Below are 15719 nucleotides of genomic sequence, written 5' to 3'. Positions count from 1 at the left end.
ATGGATTCCGCGCACCTCGGTGACGACCTCGACCACGTCCTGTACACGCAGGAGCAGATCCACGCCCGGCTCGAGGAGCTCGGCAAGGAGATCTGGGCCGACTACCACGACAAGGAAGTGCTGCTGGTCGGCGTCCTGAAGGGCGCGGTGTTGGTGATGGCCGACCTCATGCGTGCGCTGCCCGGCACCGTGACCATGGACTGGATGGCTGTGTCGTCGTATGGCTCGGGCACCAAGTCCTCCGGCGTCGTCCGCATCCTGAAGGACCTCGACACCGACATCTCGAACCGGCACGTGCTGATCGTCGAGGACATCATCGACTCTGGGCTGACCCTGAACTGGATCCGCAGCAACCTGCTGTCCCGCAACCCGGCTTCGCTGGAGATCTGCACCCTGCTGCGCAAGCCCGAGGCCGCCAAGGTCGAGATCGATTGCAAGTACGTCGGCTTCGAGATCCCCAACGAGTTCGTCGTCGGTTACGGCCTGGACTTCGACGAGAAGTACCGCAACTTGCGCGACATCGGCGTGCTCGCGCCGCACATGTACTCGTAGGCTTCGCAGGCTCAGCCCTGTCCTCGGCGTGGTCTCGATCGCGCTCGGTCGGTAACCTCCCTCGCTACTCGACCACCGATGTGAGGTAGCCGGAACACAATTCGTCCCTGGTCCGTTGGGGCTGGGAGGATGGACCGATCGGTTTGCGCCGGTCCACCACGATGTAGCGTCGGTCAGCGAGTCGGCTGTCGGTCAGCTGGTAATGCACAGTGAGCAGGAGGCACGGGGCGACCACCCCGCACGTACATGAAATCGAAGCGTCTCGTCCGCGGCCCCTGGCTGCTGATCGCCCTCGTCATCGCGGGTGCGTTCATCTGGTTCTCCGTCGGCAATGCCGGTGGCTACCAGAAGATCGACACCTCAGAAGCCCAGAAGCTCATCGCCAACAAGCAGGTGGAGTCGGCCAAGCTCACGCCCGACAGCATCAACCTGACGCTGAAGACGGCGTACACCGGTGGTGAGGCCAAGGACGCCAAGAAGGTCCAGGCCGATTACGTCACAGCCCGCGGCAACCACATCGTCCAGCTGCTGGAGAAGAACCCGCCGGCGAAGGGCTTCACCGACGACCCGGCCCGGCAGAACGTCTTCGTGTCGTTGCTGTTCACGATCCTGCCGCTGCTGCTGGTGCTCGGTGTCTTCTGGTTCATCCTGAGCCAGATGCAGGGCGGCGGTTCGCGCGTCATGCAGTTCGGCAAGTCGAAGGCAAAGCTCGCCACCAAGGACATGCCGACCGTCACCTTCTCCGACGTCGCCGGCGCCGATGAGGCGGTCGAGGAACTCCACGAGATCAAGGAGTTCCTGGAGTCACCGAAGAAGTTCCTGGACGTCGGCGCGAAGATCCCGAAGGGCGTGCTGCTCTACGGCCCGCCCGGTACCGGTAAGACCCTGCTGGCCCGCGCCGTTGCCGGCGAGGCCGGCGTCCCGTTCTACTCGATCTCCGGTTCCGACTTCGTCGAGATGTTCGTCGGTGTGGGTGCCTCTCGCGTCCGCGACCTGTTCAACCAGGCCAAGGAGAACGCCCCGGCGATCATCTTCGTCGACGAGATCGACGCCGTCGGCCGCCACCGTGGTGCCGGTCTGGGCGGTGGCCACGACGAGCGCGAGCAGACCCTCAACCAGTTGCTGGTCGAGATGGACGGCTTCGACGTCAAGACCAATGTCATCCTGATCGCGGCGACCAACCGTCCCGACATCCTCGACCCGGCGCTGCTGCGTCCGGGACGTTTCGACCGTCAGATCGCGGTCGAGGCGCCCGACATGGCCGGCCGTCATCACATCCTGCAAGTGCACGCCAAGGGCAAGCCGATGGCGAACGACGTCGACCTGCTCGCCGTCGCCCGTCGCACCCCGGGCTTCTCCGGTGCCGACCTCGCCAACGTGCTGAACGAGGCGGCGCTGCTGACCGCCCGCAGCAACGCGCAGATCATCGACAACCGTGCGCTCGACGAGGCGATCGACCGCGTCATGGCAGGCCCGCAGAAGAAGACCCGTGCGATGAGCGCCAAGGAACGCAAGATCACCGCGTACCACGAGGGTGGTCACGCGCTCGTCGCCGCGGCGATGAACCACACCGCGCCGGTCAGCAAGATCACGATCCTGCCGCGCGGCCGCGCTCTCGGGTACACGATGGTGCTGCCGATCGACGACAAGTACTCCACCACCCGTAACGAGTTGCTCGACCAGCTGGCGTACGCGCTCGGCGGACGTGTGGCCGAGGAGGTCGTGTTCCACGACCCGTCCACGGGTGCGTCCAACGACATCGAAAAGGCGACCGGTATGGCGCGCCAGATGGTCACGCAGTTCGGCATGAGCGAGCGCGTCGGCGCGGTCAAGCTCGGCTCCGGTAACTCCGAGGTCTTCCTCGGGCGCGACATGGGCCACGAGCGCGACTACTCCGAGGCGCTCGCGAGCGTCGTCGACGACGAGGTGCGCCGCTTCATCGAGGCCGCGCACGACGAGGCGTGGCACGCGATCAACGACAACCGCGACATCCTCGACGCCCTCGTGCTCGAACTCCTGGAGAAGGAGACGCTGAACGCCGAGCAGCTCGCCGAGATCTTCAAGAACGTGCACAAGCGTCCGAAGCGTCAGGTGTGGCTGTCCAGCGACCGCCGGTTCGTCAGCGACCGCCCGCCGGTCATGACCGAGGCCGAGAAGCGTGCGCTGGCCCAGGGCGTCGACCTCGACAAGGACGAGGAGCGTCCGGTGGAGGCAATCGTCGAGGTGCCGGACGGTGGACGCATTGACCCGCCGGGCATTTGATCGTGATCGCGCCGCCGCGGCGGTGCGTGAACTGCTGATCGCGGTCGGGGAGGACCCCGACCGCGACGGCCTGGTCGACACCCCGATGCGGGTCGCCAAGTCGTTCGAGGAAGTGTTCTCCGGCCTGGATCAGGATCCCGCCGAGGTGCTCTCGCGCACCTTCGAGATCGATCACGACGAGCTGATCATCGTCAAGGACATCGAGCTCTACAGCACCTGCGAGCACCACCTGGTGCCCTTCCACGGCGTCGCACACGTCGGATACATCCCGGCCAAGGACGGACGAGTGACCGGGCTGTCGAAGATCGCCCGCCTGGTCGATGTGTTCGCCAAGCGTCCGCAGGTGCAGGAGCGGCTGACCACGCAGATCGCCGACGCGATCATCACCCACCTGGATGCCCAGGGCGTGCTGGTGGTCTTGGAATGCGAGCACCTGTGCATGTCGATGCGCGGCGTGCGTAAGCCCGGCGCCACGACGATCACCTCCGCGGTGCGAGGCGTGCTGCGTGACCCGGCGACCCGGTCCGAGGCGATGAGCCTGATGAAGGCTTCCTCCCACCGATGACCGCCCGGTCGTTGCCGAAGCGGCCCGCCGACCGCCCGTTGGTCATGGGCGTGGTCAACGTGACCCCCGATTCGTTCTCCGACGGCGGACGCTGGTTCGACCACGAAGCCGCGATCGCGCACGGTCGCGACCTCATCGCCCAGGGTGCCGACATCCTGGACGTCGGTGGCGAGTCGACCCGTCCAGGTGCCGAACGACCGTCCGCCCAGGATGAACAGGCCCGCGTGCTGCCGGTGGTCGAGGCTCTTGCTGCCGACGTGCCGATCTCGGTCGACACGATGCGCGCATCCGTGGCGCACGCGTGCGTCGAGGCCGGAGCGGCGATCGTGAATGACGTCAGCGGGGGCCTGGCCGACCCGGAAATGGCGACCATGGTTGCCGAGGTCGGGGCGGCGTACGTCGCCATGCACTGGCGCGGTCACAGTCACGACATGCAGACCCGCACGCAGTACGACGATGTGGTCGAGGACGTCCTGCGTGAGCTGAGCGAGCGCCGGGACGCACTGTTGGACAGCGGGATCCGTCCTGAGCTGTTGGTGCTCGACCCGGGCCTGGGTTTCGCCAAGACAGCCGCTCAGAACTGGGCGGTGTTGCGTGCCACGCCGCGCTTCATGGAACTCGGTCACGAATTGTTGGTCGGGGCCTCCCGTAAGTCCTTCCTCGGTCCGGTCGGATCGGTGGACGGTTCGCCGTTGCCCGCCGACCGGCGTGATGCCGCGACGGCTGCGGTCAGCGTGGTGCTGGCCCAGGCCGGGGTCTGGGCGATCCGCGTGCACGAGGTGCGCTCCACCAGGGCGGCCTGCGACGTCGTCGGCTCGCTGCGGGCGGCGCGATGAGCGACACGATCACGATCACCGGCCTCGAGGTCACCACCTGCCACGGCGTGCTTGCGAGCGAGAAGGTCGAGCCGCAGCGTTTCCTCGCCGACATCACGTTCGGCATCGACGTCCGCCGGGCCGGCGAGTCCGATGACCTCACCAGGTCGGTCAGCTACGCCGACGTCGCCCAGGCGGCCGAGGCCGTCCTGCGCGGCGAACCGGTCGATCTCATCGAGACTCTGGCCGAGCGCATCGCCGCGTCCACGCTTTCCTTTCCCGGGGTCGAGTCCGCCACCGTGACCATTCGCAAGCCGCAGGCTCCTGCCGGCGTCCCGTTCCACGACGCCCGGTTGGGTGGGCCCGCGGTCACCGTGCACCGCGAGCACGACCGCCCTGTCGTCATCGCAGCAGGCGCCAACCTCGGCGACCGGCAGGCCACGCTGGAGGCCGCGATCCGCGCGCTGGACGAGACCGACGGACTCACCGTCGTCGCGGTCGCGCCACTCGTCGAGACCGACCCGGTCGGCGGACCTGACCAGCCCGACTACCTCAACACCGTCATCCTGGGCCGCTCGCGCCTGGCGCCGCAGACGCTGCTCGACCGGCTGCACCAGATCGAGCGCTGGCACCACCGCACCCGCGAAGTCCGTTGGGGGGCAAGGACGCTCGACCTCGATCTGATTCAGGTCGGCGACCCGTCCGACGGCTCCGATCTGAGCAGTGACACCGACGAGCTGACCCTCCCGCACCCGCGAGCCTGCGAGCGCGGTTTCGTGTTGGTGCCCTGGGCGAACCTCGACCCGGGTGCCCGGTTGCGCACCGCGGACGGCGTCCGCGCGGTCAGCGATCTCGCCGCCGAGGTCGACATCACCGGAGTCCGGGCGGTGAACGACTGATGCAGGACGGTGTCCAGGTACGACACCCGGTGATCGCCGGCGTCATCGCTTTCGTGCTGTCCTACGGTTTCCTGCGCTTCTGGAGCACGCAGGGCAACACGATCCCGCAGATCAGTTGGTTCACTGTCGCGGTCATTGCGCTGATGGGCGGGCTGGTCGTCGCCGGCGGTTGGCAGATCCGCTCGTACCGCCGGCACACCGCGCGCCGGATGCCTGCGCCCCAGGTGGCCCGTCGGACGTTGGTCGCCGCACAGGCGTCCGCCCTCGTCGGCGGCGTGCTTGCCGGTTGGTATGCGGGTCATGCAGCGGCGGCATTGCACAACCTCGACTCCGACCGTCTGCGCGGCATCGCGATCGTCGCGGCGGCCTCGGCTCTCGCGTCCGTCGGTCTGGCGATCATCGGCTTCGTGGTGCAGCAGTGGTGCCGCATCGACGAGGACGACGACGACAAGAAGCCGAAGGGCGACGCCACTCCCGCGTGAGGCCGTCCGTGCGCGGACAGATCGAGGGAGAATTGTTCCGTGAGCAGGAGAATTTCCCTGCCGGTGAGGAAAATCCCTTCCCGTAATCAGCGGTCGATGTCGCCGACGACGAAGAACATCGATCCCAGGATCGCGACCATGTCGGCGACCAGGGTCTCCTCGAGCACTTCACTCAGGACGGCCACATTGTTGAACGATGCCGACCGGAGCTTCAGGCGCCATGGCGTCTTGTCACCGCGGGAGACGAGGTAGTAGCCGTTGAACCCCAACGGGTTCTCGGTCGCGAAGTAGTCGGTGCCCTCGGGCACCTTCAGCACCTTCGGCAGCTTGACGTTGACCGGTCCGGCCGGCATCGAGCGCAACCGCTCCACGCAGGCTTCGGCCAGGTCGAGGCTGACATGGATCTGCTCCAGGAGCACTTCCAGGCGTGCCTCGCAGTCGCCGGCGGTGCGGGTCACCACGCGTCCGGGGCCGCCGGGCCCGAACAATTCACCGTAGGCAAGGTAGGGCTGGTCGCGACGCAGATCGACGTCGAGCCCGCTGGCTCGTGCGATCGGTCCGCTGACTCCGTACGCCTTCGCGGTGCGAGCCGGCAGCACGCCGATCCCACGCGTGCGGGCGCGCAGGATCTCGTTGCCGATCAGCAGCGATTCGAGTTCGGGCAGGCGACGACGGACGGCCTCGATCGCCGCGTCCACCCGCTGCAACCAGCCGGCCGGCAGGTCGTCGCGCAGGCCACCGACGCGGGAGAACATGTAGTGCATCCGTCCGCCGGAGATCTCCTCCATGACGGCCTGCAACTCCTCGCGCTCGCGGAAGCTGTAGAAGATCGGGGTGATCGCACCGAGCTCGAGTGGGTAGGAGCCGGCGAACATCAGGTGGTTCAGTACGCGATTGAGTTCGGCCAGCAGAGTGCGCGTCCAGGTGGCCCGTTGGGGCACGTCCATGCCCAGCATCCGCTCGACCGTGAGGGCGACACCGATCTCGTTGCTGAACGCCGACAGCCAGTCGTGTCGATTCGCCAGCACCATGATCTGCCGGTAGTCGCGCACCTCGAACAACTTCTCCGCGCCGCGGTGCATGTAGCCGATGACCGGTTCGGCGTGCTTGATCAGCTCGCCGTCGAGGGTGAGCCGCAGACGAAGGACGCCGTGCGTCGCGGGGTGCTGCGGACCGATATTGAGCACCATGTCGGTGGTGGAGAAACCGGTGCCGCCCACCGTCGCGGTCACCGACGGAGAATTTTGTGGTCCTGTGTCCGACCGGTTGCCCGCAAAGCGTTCGTCGTCGGAGCTGGAGGGCATGGGGCCAGTTCATCCCACCCGGGCGCAGCGTGCAAGCCGCCTCGCTGAGGGTGGCGGAAGGTACCGTGGGCGGCGTGAACGATCAGATGGGGGACCAGGGGCCGCAGACGCCGCCGCCGTCGCAGGACCGCTATTACCAGCGGTACCTGCAGGACACCGACCCGACGCTTCGGAGTTCGGGTGGAGCAGGCACCGGTGGTCGCAACGCGCTCATCGCCGCAGGAGTCGTCGCTGCGCTCGCGCTCGGTGGAGTCGGCATCTGGGCGTTGACCGGCGGTGGCGACGAGCAGGTCCAGGGCGGCGCTTCGCCGCCAACCACCGCCACCACGACACAGACCACGACCACATCGGCGTCGACGACGAGCACCACCACGTCGAGTTCGCCGACTGTCGATCTGCAGCAGGTTCGCGCCGAGCAGTACGGACCGGCGCTGAAGCCGGGTTGGAAGATCGTCGCCGGCACCTCGAAGTCGAACGCCGCCTATGACGTTCCGGACAACGACAAGTGGGAACCACCGAAGCACTCCGGTGACCTGCAGGGGTGGTTCGCCGACAACAAGGAGGACAAGGGCGTGGTCGCCAGCGCGCCGTCCGAGTACGGCAAGGGTCACTGTCCGACGGCGAAGACCGCCGCCACCGGATTCATCGGCTTCGTGAACATCGGCACCCGCGACCCGGCGGAAGCCGCCCCGTCCGTCATCGAGAACGTCGCGAAGCTGATCACGTACGACAAGAAGACGAAGAAATATCTGAAGTACAGCCCGGCCCGAACGCGTCAGATCACCGTGAACGGCGGGAAGACGCCTGCGATCGAGTCGCTGATGACGATGGACGTCGCGAACCCCGAAGCGAAGAGGTGCGAGGGGAAGAAGGCCGAGGCCCGGGTCGTCGCCTTCTCCGGGAGCGGGGTATCGGTGATGCTGTTGATCTCACGTGAGATGGACACCAAGGAGAAGATGTCCGACCAGGACATCCTCGACATCATCAACTCGTTGCGTCCGAAGAAGTGACCCGCTCCAGCGACCAGTAGAACGCGCCCAGTCCTGCAGGCTCGGTGAACGACGCGTAGGCGGAGCGTCGGCGCAGCATCAACAGGTACTTGGTCGGATCGATGCGCGCGAGCTCATGATCGGGTCGATCGGGAGTGACGAGGTATCGCGCGGCGATGTCCTTCTGCTGCAACAGTTCCGGTACACCGAGCGAGTCCATCGACACGTGCGCGGTGAGGTCGGTGGAGCCGTCGAAGCGGGGCTCGCAGATGGCGCCGGCCCGGTAGCCGGTGAAGGTCGAGTCCGTCGGCCGGTCCTCGATCGTGTGCCCGTAGTCGACGCAGATCAGCAGTCCGTCGGCGATCCGTGATCGCAGTTCGCAGTAGGCGTCGTCGCGCGTGGTGCCGATCTCGGCTGCTTGCGCGTCGGGCCAGTGCTGTTCGCACCACTCACGCTCCCGGTCGCTGAGTTCTCGGCCCGGACGCGACCCACCGTCGGGCGCGACCTCCAGAACGCGAAGGCCGTCGCACGTGGTCACGGCGATCTCGCATGGCACGACGTCCAGCCATTCGTGCGCCAGCACCAATGTCGACCTCAGATCGGTCAGTTCGTCCGGGAGGCTTGCGCCGCCGGGCGAACGGACCCACTCCACGGACGCAGGCAGTCCGGCCGGACGATCGACGACGTCCACACCGGTCAGCTGAAGGCGCTGCGACCGCTGAGCAATCAAAGCCAGCAGTTCACCTCTGCCACAGCCGATTTCGACCACGTGATCCAGCCGGTGCTCTTCGGCGATCGCGATGATGCACTCGGCGAGGAGTTCATCCACCCCGGGCAGGCCCTGCGCCGAGGTGCTGAAGTGGGCCGCCGGTCCGCCGGGTTGCCGGTAGAACCCGTCAGCCCCGTACAACGCCTCGTGCCACGCCTGGCGCAGCGGGCGCGTGGTCGGTGAATTCGGCACCAGCGCAGCGTACGAGGTGGGTCGGGTCGGCCCACAGGTAACGTCGTGCAGGTGATGAATTCGCCCCCTGCCCTGCGCATCGGACTCGTCGGCGTCGGCAAGGTCGGTGCTGTTCTCGGGGCTGCGCTCGCCGCATCCGGCCACCGGATCGTCGCTGTCTCGGCGGTCAGTGAGGCCTCCCTCGAACGGGCTGGGGCCATGCTTCCCGGCGTGCCGATCGTCCCGATCCCCGAGGTGGTTGCCTGCGCGGACGTGATCCTGATGACTGTCCCGGACGACGCGCTCGGCCCACTCGCGGACGGATTGGGAGCCGAAAATGCCTGGGCCGGTGGGAAACTGGTCGTCCACACCAGCGGATTTCACGGCCCCTCGGTTCTGCAGGCGGTGCTCGACGCCGGCGGGGACGTCGTCGCGATGCACCCCGCGATGACGTTCACCGGTGGGCCGAAGGACCTGCCCCGCCTGGCCGGCACGCCCTTCGCGGTCACGGCATCGCCGGGGGCGCAGTTGATCGGCGAGGCACTGGTCGTCGACATCGGGGGCGATCCGTTCTATCTCGCCGAGGTCGATCGGCCGCGCTATCACGCGGCCCTCGCCCACGGCTCGAACCACTTGGTCACGCTCGTCGCCCAGGCTCAGCAGGTCTTGCGGGAGGTGGGTATCGACGATCCGTCGCGCATCCTGCGCCCGTTGCTCGAGGCGAGCCTGGACAACGCGCTGGAGCGGGGCGACAAGGCACTCACCGGGCCGGTGGCCCGCGGTGACCTTCAAACAGTGCGTGCCCATCTCGGCGTACTGACGGACGACGCGCTGATGGCCTATCGTGCGATGGCTCTGGCAACGACGCAGCGGGCGGCGACGCGACGCGTCCTGCCGGCCGAAAAAGTAGACCCGATGACCGACCTGCTTTCCAAGGAGAACCGATGACCCTGAGGATCGCGCGCACCCGCGAGGAGCTGGCGAACGCTCGCCGCGAGCTGACCGGCACCGTCGGGGTGACGATGACCATGGGTGCGCTGCACAGCGGTCACGCCGAACTCATCGAGCAGGCGCGCTCCAGGGTGGATCATGTGATCGTCACGATCTTCCTCAACCCGCTGCAGTTCGCTCAGGGGGAGGACCTGTCGCGGTACCCGCGCACGTTCGAGTCCGACGTGGAGATCTGCCGTGAACACGGTGCGCCGATCGTCTTCGCTCCGAGTCCGGACGTCGTCTACCCCGAGGGGGAGCCGGGAATCCGGGTCTCGGCCGGACCACTGGGTTCTGTGCTGGAAGGTGCGTCGCGTCCGGGGCACTTCGACGGAGTGCTGACCGTCGTGGCGAAACTGCTGCACCTGGTGCGGCCGGACAAGGCGTTCTTCGGCCAGAAGGACGCGCAGCAGCTGCTGCTGATCCGGCGCATGGTGCGCGATCTCGATTTTCCCGTCGACATCGTTCCCGTCGAGACGGTGCGGGAGGACGACGGTCTCGCACTCAGCAGCCGCAACACCTATCTGTCACCGTCCGATCGAGAGGTGGCTCTCAGCCTTTCTGCTGCGTTGAAGGCCGGTGCCGACATGGCGCAGACCGGACCGGCCGCGATCCGTCGCGCGGCCCGCGACGTGCTGGTGCGCGAGCCGCTGGCGATCGTCGACTACCTGGTGCTGGTGCACCCGACGACGCTGGAAGAGGTGCCCGAGTGGTACCGCGGCCCCGCCCTGCTCGCGGTCGCGGCGAAGGTCGGCACGACCCGGCTGATCGACAATCTGCCCCTGGTCGTCGGCCCCGGCGGCGGCGCGCGCCCGGTGGTCGAATACGCCGACTGACCGGCCGCTCGGTGAGGGTGTCGGTCATGCCGCGTGAAGGGGTGCGCCGAACGGCGTTCTATCCTTGGTGATCGTGTGGCCCTACATCGCAACCCTCCTGCCGTCCATCGGGCTGCTCTATCTGTTCTACGTGATCATGAAGCACATCCTCGAGGGCGATCGCCGCGAGCGAATTGCCCAGGCTCAGTGGGAGCGCGATCAGCAGGTCGGTCCGCCGCCGTCGGATCATTCCTGAGAACCACCGCAGCCCATTTTTTGGCCGGAGTTTCTTTCTGCGCTGATTCGTGACTAAATTGGTCTCCGTAATTCTGGAAGACCGATCAGACGGAGGAAATGATGGCGCAGCGGGTTCAGATCAAACTCATCGACGACCTCGATGGCGCGGACGCCGACGAGACTGTGTCGTTCGGACTCGACGGAGTCGTCTACGAGATCGACCTTTCGCAGTCGAATGCGGCCCAGTTGCGCGATGACCTCGCGAAATGGGTCGGAAATGCACGTCGGGTCAAGGGTCGCGCCTCGCGCAGTGCACGCCCTGCCGGTGTGAAGGACGACCTGAACAAGGTTCGTGAATGGGGTCGTGCGAACGGTTTCCAGGTCAGTGAGCGCGGTCGTGTTTCGCGCGAGGTGCAGGAAGCTTACGCAGCCGCCAACAACTGAATGGTCAGTGTTCGATCGCATCCATCAGATCGCCGTCGCGGTCGAGGCGCTCGAGCACATCCTCGAAATCGAGTTGACGCAGCACCCCCGGGTGCTGCGTTTCTCGTTCCAGTTCGTCCCACGTGCGTGGCGCGGCCACTGTGGGACGCTCCTTCGCGCGCATCGAGTACGGGCAGACCGTCGTCTTGGCGGCGACATTCTGCGACCAGTCCAGCAGGATCTTGCCCTTGCGCAGATTGGTCGTCATCTTCCACACCACGAGATCGGGCATGTCCTTGGTGAGCGCCTGCGCCACCTCGCGCATCGAATCGCGCACCTCGTCGCTCGAACGGGAACCATCCAAAGGCGCGTACAACTGCAGGCCTTTGCTGCCCGAGGTGACCGGAACACTGGTGTCATGTCCGAGGTCGGTCAGTCGTTCGCGGACAGCCAGGGCGAGAACGGCGCATTCGTGCAGACCGGCCGGCGCGCCGGGGTCGAGATCGATGACCAGGCGGTCCGGATTCTTGGGGGTGAGGTTTTCGTCGACCCGCCACTGCGGTACGTGCAACTCGATGGAGGCCAGATTGGCCAGATAAGTGAGCCCGGCCACATCTTCCACCAGCGGGTAAGTCACCTGATCTCCGCCGCGCGAACCACGCGAGTCGATGGTCACCCGCCCCAGCCAGTCCGGTGCACCTTGGGGCAGATTCTTTTCGAAAAAGCTGATCCCACCCACGCCCTCGGGAAATCTGATCCGGGTCAACGGCCGGTGCTCGAGTTGCGGCAACAACACCGGGGCGACGGTGGCGTAATAGTGCAACACCTCACCTTTTGTCGTTTCGGTCGCCGGAAACAGCACTTTGTCCAGATTCGACAGGCCGAGTTTGCGGCCGTCCACCTCGACCGTGACGGTCTGTTTCTCCGGTGCCATCATTCGTCTCCGTTCGGGGAAGCCGCATGAAGCTGCAGGTCGGCCACGGTCAGATCCGAGCGCAAGCCGCGCCAGGCGGGCTGCCGTAAGCGGCCGGCGTCGGAAAGGCCGTGGAACTCGACATCGGCAACAAGGTGCGGCTCGACCCAGATCGCATCGCGCGCGTCGACGTCCGGCACACCGGTGACCACCGGCGGAGTCTCACGACGCAGCGGGAGCAGGTCGCGGGCGAGCGTCACCCCCTTGCGACCGGCCAGGCCGGAGCCGACGCGTCCGCGATAGGCGAGCCCGACCTCGGTGGGCTCGGCGAGCAGCACCGATCCGAGAACAGACCCGGCCTGTTGACGCCGCCACCCGACGATCACGTAACTGCCGGTGCGCCGGTGCACCGTCTTGCGCCAGTCGTCGCTGCGCAGGCCGGGCGAGTATTTCGAGCCGATCCGTTTGGAGACGATGCCCTCCATGTCCTGGTCGGCGGTGGCGTCCAACAGGGCCTTGCCGTCGGCGAACTCGGGCGGCACCGACACCCACTTCGACGTCGGGGCGATGGAGTCGAGCAGGTCGCGTCGTTCCCGCCAGGTTCGGCCCGTGACCGGGCTCCTCATCACGCGCAGCACGTCGAAGACCATGGCGGTGACGGGCGCGGTCGAGGCCAGTTCGTCGGCGGTGTTCGGGTCGACGACATTGAACCGCTCGGCGAGCGCCGCGAACGAGGGCCGGCCCGCTCGCATGACGACGATCTCGGCGTCGAGCAGCAGATCCTCGAAATCAGCGAGCCCGGAGGCGGGCGATGCCAACTCGGGAAAGGCGATCGTGACGTCCCGTTCGGTGCGGCTGAAGACGCGGACGTGGTGATCACGTACGTCGATCAGGGCGCGCATCCCGTCCCACTTGATCTCGTGTCGCCACTCGTCGCCGCGAGGAAGGACCTCGGCGGGGGTGGCGAGCATGGGGCGCATGGGGCAATCTTGACGGATGCGAGCGATCTGGAAGGGCGCGGTCTCCTTCGGCCTTGTCAATGTGCCGGTGCGGTTGTACTCGGCCACCGAGAACCATGATGTCCAGTTCCGTCAGGTGCACCGCACCGACGGCGGCCGGATCAAGTACCAGCGGGTGTGTTCGATCGACGGCGAGCAGGTCTCGTACGACGACATCGCCAAGGGCTACGAGACCGACTCCGGCGAGATGGTGGTGCTCGACGACGACGATCTCGCCGACCTGCCGATCAGCACCACCAAGGAGATCGCGGTCGACAAGTTCGTTCCTGCCGAGCAGATCGACCCGTTGGTGCTCGACAAGTCGTACTACCTGGAGCCCGACAAGAGCGCGGTGAAGCCGTACGTGCTGCTGCGTGAGGCACTCGAACAGACCGATCGCGTTGCCCTGGTGACGGTTTCGCTGCGTACCCGTTCCACCGTGGCGCTGTTGCGGGTCCGCGACGACGTGATCGTGCTGCAGACGATGTTGTGGCCGGACGAGGTGCGCAAGCCCGAGTTCGGGGTGCTCGACGACGACGACACGAAGATCAAGAAGGCTGAGCTCGAGATGGCTCACATGCTGGTCGAGTCACTCGCCGGCGATTACGAGCCCGACGAGTACTCCGACGACTACGAGCAGGCGGTCAAGGAGGTCGTGAAGGCGAAGCTCAAGGGCGGTGAGGTCAAGAAGCCGGCCGCTGCGGCAGAATCCGAGGGCGAAGTCATCGACCTTCTCGCCGCGTTGCAGCAGAGCGTGGATCGCGCCAAGAAATCGCGCGGCGAGGCCAGCTGAACGGAGCCTGCCCAGTGCCCAAGGTGCTTTTCGTGTGCACCGGGAACGTCTGTCGTTCCCCTTTCGCCGAACGACTGGCCCGATTGCTGTCCGACGGCTCGGTTGACTACGCGTCCGCCGGCATCCAGGCGCTCCACGGCGAGCCGATGGATCGACCGATGGCCGACCAACTGTCGGCCCGGGGAGGCACGTCGGAAGGTTTCGCCGCACGCCAACTCACCGCTGCCATGGTGCGCGAGGCTGATCTGCTGCTGTGTATGGAGTCTCGGCACCGGCTGTGGGTCGTGGACGAGGCACCGGTCGCCCTGCGTCGTACGACCCTTCTCACCCACTTCACCGCGGTTGCTGCGGAGCAGCCGGCGCTGCGCGGTGACCAGATCGTCAAAGCGGCTCTGGCACAGCCGATTCCGCGGGGAGTCGAGGACATCGCCGACCCGTATCGCCAAGGTGACGAAGCCGCGGCACTGGCGGCCGAGGTCCTGGCTCAGCACGTCCGGCAGGTGGTCATCGCCCTGGAGGGGTGACTTCGTCGCATTCGCGCAGCACCGAATGGCTGATCAACTGTTCGACCGACGAGTTGACGATCTGTGTGTCGTCCGGGTGCGGTCCGAACTCCTCGCGGCATCGCTGCAGAAGATCCTCGATCCGGGTCGGCTGTTCGGCGTGCTGCCACAGCAGCGCACCGACGCCGTCAAGCACCACACTCTGAGTGCCCAGCAACAACATGACGCGCCCGTCCGCTTCGACGGCGTCCAGATACGGGCTGCGCTGGACGACCCGTGGGTCGGTCACCGGTTGCGCGGCCACCGTCTCGTCGGTGAACAACTCCGCGGTCGGTGGCAGATGCACGAACTCGACCTCGGGTGCGGTCGAGCCGAGCGCTTCACGCAACAGTTCGACGGACTCCTCGATCTCCGAGTACTCCAGCCGCAGCGGTCCGCCGACTCGCGCGACGGCGGAGGCGAGAGTGCGCAGTGGGTGCGTGATGCGCGGCAGGGCGGAGGTCTGGGGGAGCAGGTCGACCAAGCCGTCGATCAGGTCGATTCGGGTCAGCGTCGGGGCGACATGTTCGTCACGGCGCCGCGTCAGCAGCACGACGGCACCCAGCCCGAGGTGTCCTTCCGGCGCCGGAGCCATGCCCAACTCGTCCGGACCGTGTTGCGACTTCTGCGTGGGGTGCGCCGGATCGATGACCACCGACACCGGCTTGGGATAGGCGCGAACACTCAGGTCGTCGTCGACCGCGATCGTCTCGTCGCTGACGTAGCCGAGTCCGACCTGGCTCAGCCGTACGGAGGCCGTCGTCTTCCCGGTGCCGGACGCGGCCACGAGGACCGCGACGTCGCGGGACTCTGGATCGGCCAGGCCGCAGGCGTGAAACATGAGGCGTTCCCCGGCTTGTGCGTTGATCGCGGCGAGTGTGACGGCGGAAGACAGCGCGTAGTCGGCCGTATCGACGAGCTCGCCGCCGCTGTGTTCGACTCGCTCGATCTGCTTCGGCTTGTCGACCGGTTCGGTGAGGCAGCGTGACCACTGCTGCCGAAGGCGATCGAGATCACTGGCATGGCACTTCACGGACACCGCCGTGCCGAACGCATCGACGACGAAGCTGGCCATGTCCCCGATCCTATGGGCAGGTCACGGGCGCACCGATTGCGCGACGATTGAGCCCTGGGCGTAACGCGTGATCGGCATTCGGTGGACGGATCTCGGAACAGAGGCGGCGGGGCTCGCGTTGTCAC

Annotated in this window: 18 protein-coding genes; 13 read left to right on the top strand and 5 right to left on the bottom strand. The window is 66.7% G+C overall.

Annotated features, from left to right (window positions below; translation table 11 throughout):
* From hpt to MF407_RS12545, 6 genes are all read left to right on the top strand, one after another.
* Positions 1-552 carry a hypoxanthine phosphoribosyltransferase gene (hpt, locus tag MF407_RS12570; protein ID WP_141927530.1) on the top strand — a complete coding sequence of 184 codons (552 nt, stop codon included), beginning with the start codon at positions 1-3 and terminating at the stop codon, positions 550-552.
* 246 nt (positions 553-798) lie between these two features.
* Positions 799-2814 carry an ATP-dependent zinc metalloprotease FtsH gene (ftsH, locus tag MF407_RS12565; protein ID WP_129625170.1) on the top strand — a complete coding sequence of 672 codons (2016 nt, stop codon included), beginning with the start codon at positions 799-801 and terminating at the stop codon, positions 2812-2814.
* Positions 2786-3379, top strand: a complete 594-nt coding sequence (folE, locus tag MF407_RS12560) for a GTP cyclohydrolase I FolE (protein ID WP_129625171.1) — start codon at positions 2786-2788, stop codon at positions 3377-3379. Before ftsH ends, folE begins: the two co-directional genes overlap by 29 nt.
* Complete coding sequence (gene folP, locus MF407_RS12555) at positions 3376-4215, top strand: dihydropteroate synthase (protein WP_168990181.1); 840 nt, start codon at positions 3376-3378, stop codon at positions 4213-4215. The genes folE and folP overlap by 4 nt, the downstream gene beginning before the upstream one ends.
* A complete protein-coding gene (folK, locus tag MF407_RS12550) occupies positions 4212-5093 on the top strand; it encodes a 2-amino-4-hydroxy-6-hydroxymethyldihydropteridine diphosphokinase (protein WP_239702487.1) in 882 nt (293 codons plus the stop codon). The genes folP and folK overlap by 4 nt, the downstream gene beginning before the upstream one ends.
* Positions 5093-5575, top strand: coding sequence for a DUF3180 domain-containing protein (locus tag MF407_RS12545; RefSeq protein WP_239702486.1), 483 nt, complete (start codon positions 5093-5095; stop codon positions 5573-5575). Before folK ends, MF407_RS12545 begins: the two co-directional genes overlap by 1 nt.
* A gap of 86 nt (positions 5576-5661) precedes the next feature.
* On the opposite strand, the gene MF407_RS12540 is transcribed toward MF407_RS12545, so the two are convergent.
* Entirely contained in the window at positions 5662-6765 is a 1104-nt protein-coding gene (locus MF407_RS12540; RefSeq protein WP_239702913.1) for an NADH-quinone oxidoreductase subunit D, read from the bottom strand.
* A gap of 188 nt (positions 6766-6953) precedes the next feature.
* Between MF407_RS12540 and MF407_RS12535 the strand changes: the two genes are divergently transcribed.
* Positions 6954-7889 carry a hypothetical protein gene (locus MF407_RS12535; protein WP_239702485.1) on the top strand — a complete coding sequence of 312 codons (936 nt, stop codon included), beginning with the start codon at positions 6954-6956 and terminating at the stop codon, positions 7887-7889.
* Here the strand turns inward: MF407_RS12535 and MF407_RS12530 are convergent.
* The gene (locus tag MF407_RS12530) at positions 7864-8829 is read right to left on the bottom strand and encodes an SAM-dependent methyltransferase (protein WP_239702484.1); all 966 of its coding nucleotides are present in this window, start codon (positions 8827-8829) and stop codon (positions 7864-7866) included. The two genes, MF407_RS12535 and MF407_RS12530, sit on opposite strands and share 26 nt — an antisense overlap.
* 54 nt (positions 8830-8883) lie before the next feature.
* Here MF407_RS12530 and MF407_RS12525 point away from each other — a divergent pair, with 54 nt between their 5' ends.
* The 4 genes from MF407_RS12525 to MF407_RS12510 all read left to right on the top strand — a co-directional run bounded on the left by MF407_RS12525 (position 8884) and on the right by MF407_RS12510 (position 11294).
* The gene (locus tag MF407_RS12525) at positions 8884-9756 is read left to right on the top strand and encodes a Rossmann-like and DUF2520 domain-containing protein (RefSeq protein ID WP_129625177.1); all 873 of its coding nucleotides are present in this window, start codon (positions 8884-8886) and stop codon (positions 9754-9756) included.
* Positions 9753-10634, top strand: coding sequence for a pantoate--beta-alanine ligase (gene panC / locus MF407_RS12520; protein WP_239702483.1), 882 nt, complete (start codon positions 9753-9755; stop codon positions 10632-10634). The genes MF407_RS12525 and panC overlap by 4 nt, the downstream gene beginning before the upstream one ends.
* A gap of 73 nt (positions 10635-10707) precedes the next feature.
* Complete coding sequence (locus MF407_RS12515) at positions 10708-10869, top strand: hypothetical protein (protein WP_168990178.1); 162 nt, start codon at positions 10708-10710, stop codon at positions 10867-10869.
* Between the two features lie 101 nt (positions 10870-10970).
* Positions 10971-11294 (top strand): Lsr2 family protein, encoded by a 324-nt coding sequence (locus MF407_RS12510; RefSeq protein ID WP_129625179.1) that lies wholly within the window; start codon positions 10971-10973, stop codon positions 11292-11294.
* 4 nt (positions 11295-11298) lie between these two features.
* Here the strand turns inward: MF407_RS12510 and ligD are convergent, their stop codons facing one another.
* A complete protein-coding gene (gene ligD / locus MF407_RS12505) occupies positions 11299-12207 on the bottom strand; it encodes a non-homologous end-joining DNA ligase (protein ID WP_239702482.1) in 909 nt (302 codons plus the stop codon).
* Positions 12207-13166 carry a DNA ligase gene (locus MF407_RS12500; RefSeq protein ID WP_239702481.1) on the bottom strand — a complete coding sequence of 320 codons (960 nt, stop codon included), beginning with the start codon at positions 13164-13166 and terminating at the stop codon, positions 12207-12209. Before MF407_RS12500 ends, ligD begins: the two co-directional genes overlap by 1 nt.
* A gap of 16 nt (positions 13167-13182) precedes the next feature.
* Between MF407_RS12500 and MF407_RS12495 the strand changes: the two genes are divergently transcribed.
* Together MF407_RS12495 and MF407_RS12490 are read left to right on the top strand one after the other, a co-directional pair.
* The gene (locus MF407_RS12495) at positions 13183-13977 is read left to right on the top strand and encodes a Ku protein (RefSeq protein ID WP_129625181.1); all 795 of its coding nucleotides are present in this window, start codon (positions 13183-13185) and stop codon (positions 13975-13977) included.
* A 32-nt stretch (positions 13978-14009) separates the two neighbouring features.
* Positions 14010-14501 (top strand): hypothetical protein, encoded by a 492-nt coding sequence (locus MF407_RS12490; RefSeq protein WP_239702480.1) that lies wholly within the window; start codon positions 14010-14012, stop codon positions 14499-14501.
* On the opposite strand, the gene MF407_RS12485 is transcribed toward MF407_RS12490, so the two are convergent.
* A complete protein-coding gene (locus MF407_RS12485; protein ID WP_239702479.1) occupies positions 14482-15594 on the bottom strand; it encodes a hypothetical protein in 1113 nt (370 codons plus the stop codon). The two genes, MF407_RS12490 and MF407_RS12485, sit on opposite strands and share 20 nt — an antisense overlap.
* Positions 15595-15719 lie beyond the last annotated feature (125 nt).

The organism is Yimella sp. NH-Cas1 (assembly GCF_022359705.1).
GTDB classification, from domain to species: domain Bacteria; phylum Actinomycetota; class Actinomycetes; order Actinomycetales; family Dermatophilaceae; genus Yimella; species Yimella lutea.
Note: the sequence above shows the minus strand (reverse complement) of the source record. Positions and strands in the feature narration are given on the sequence as shown.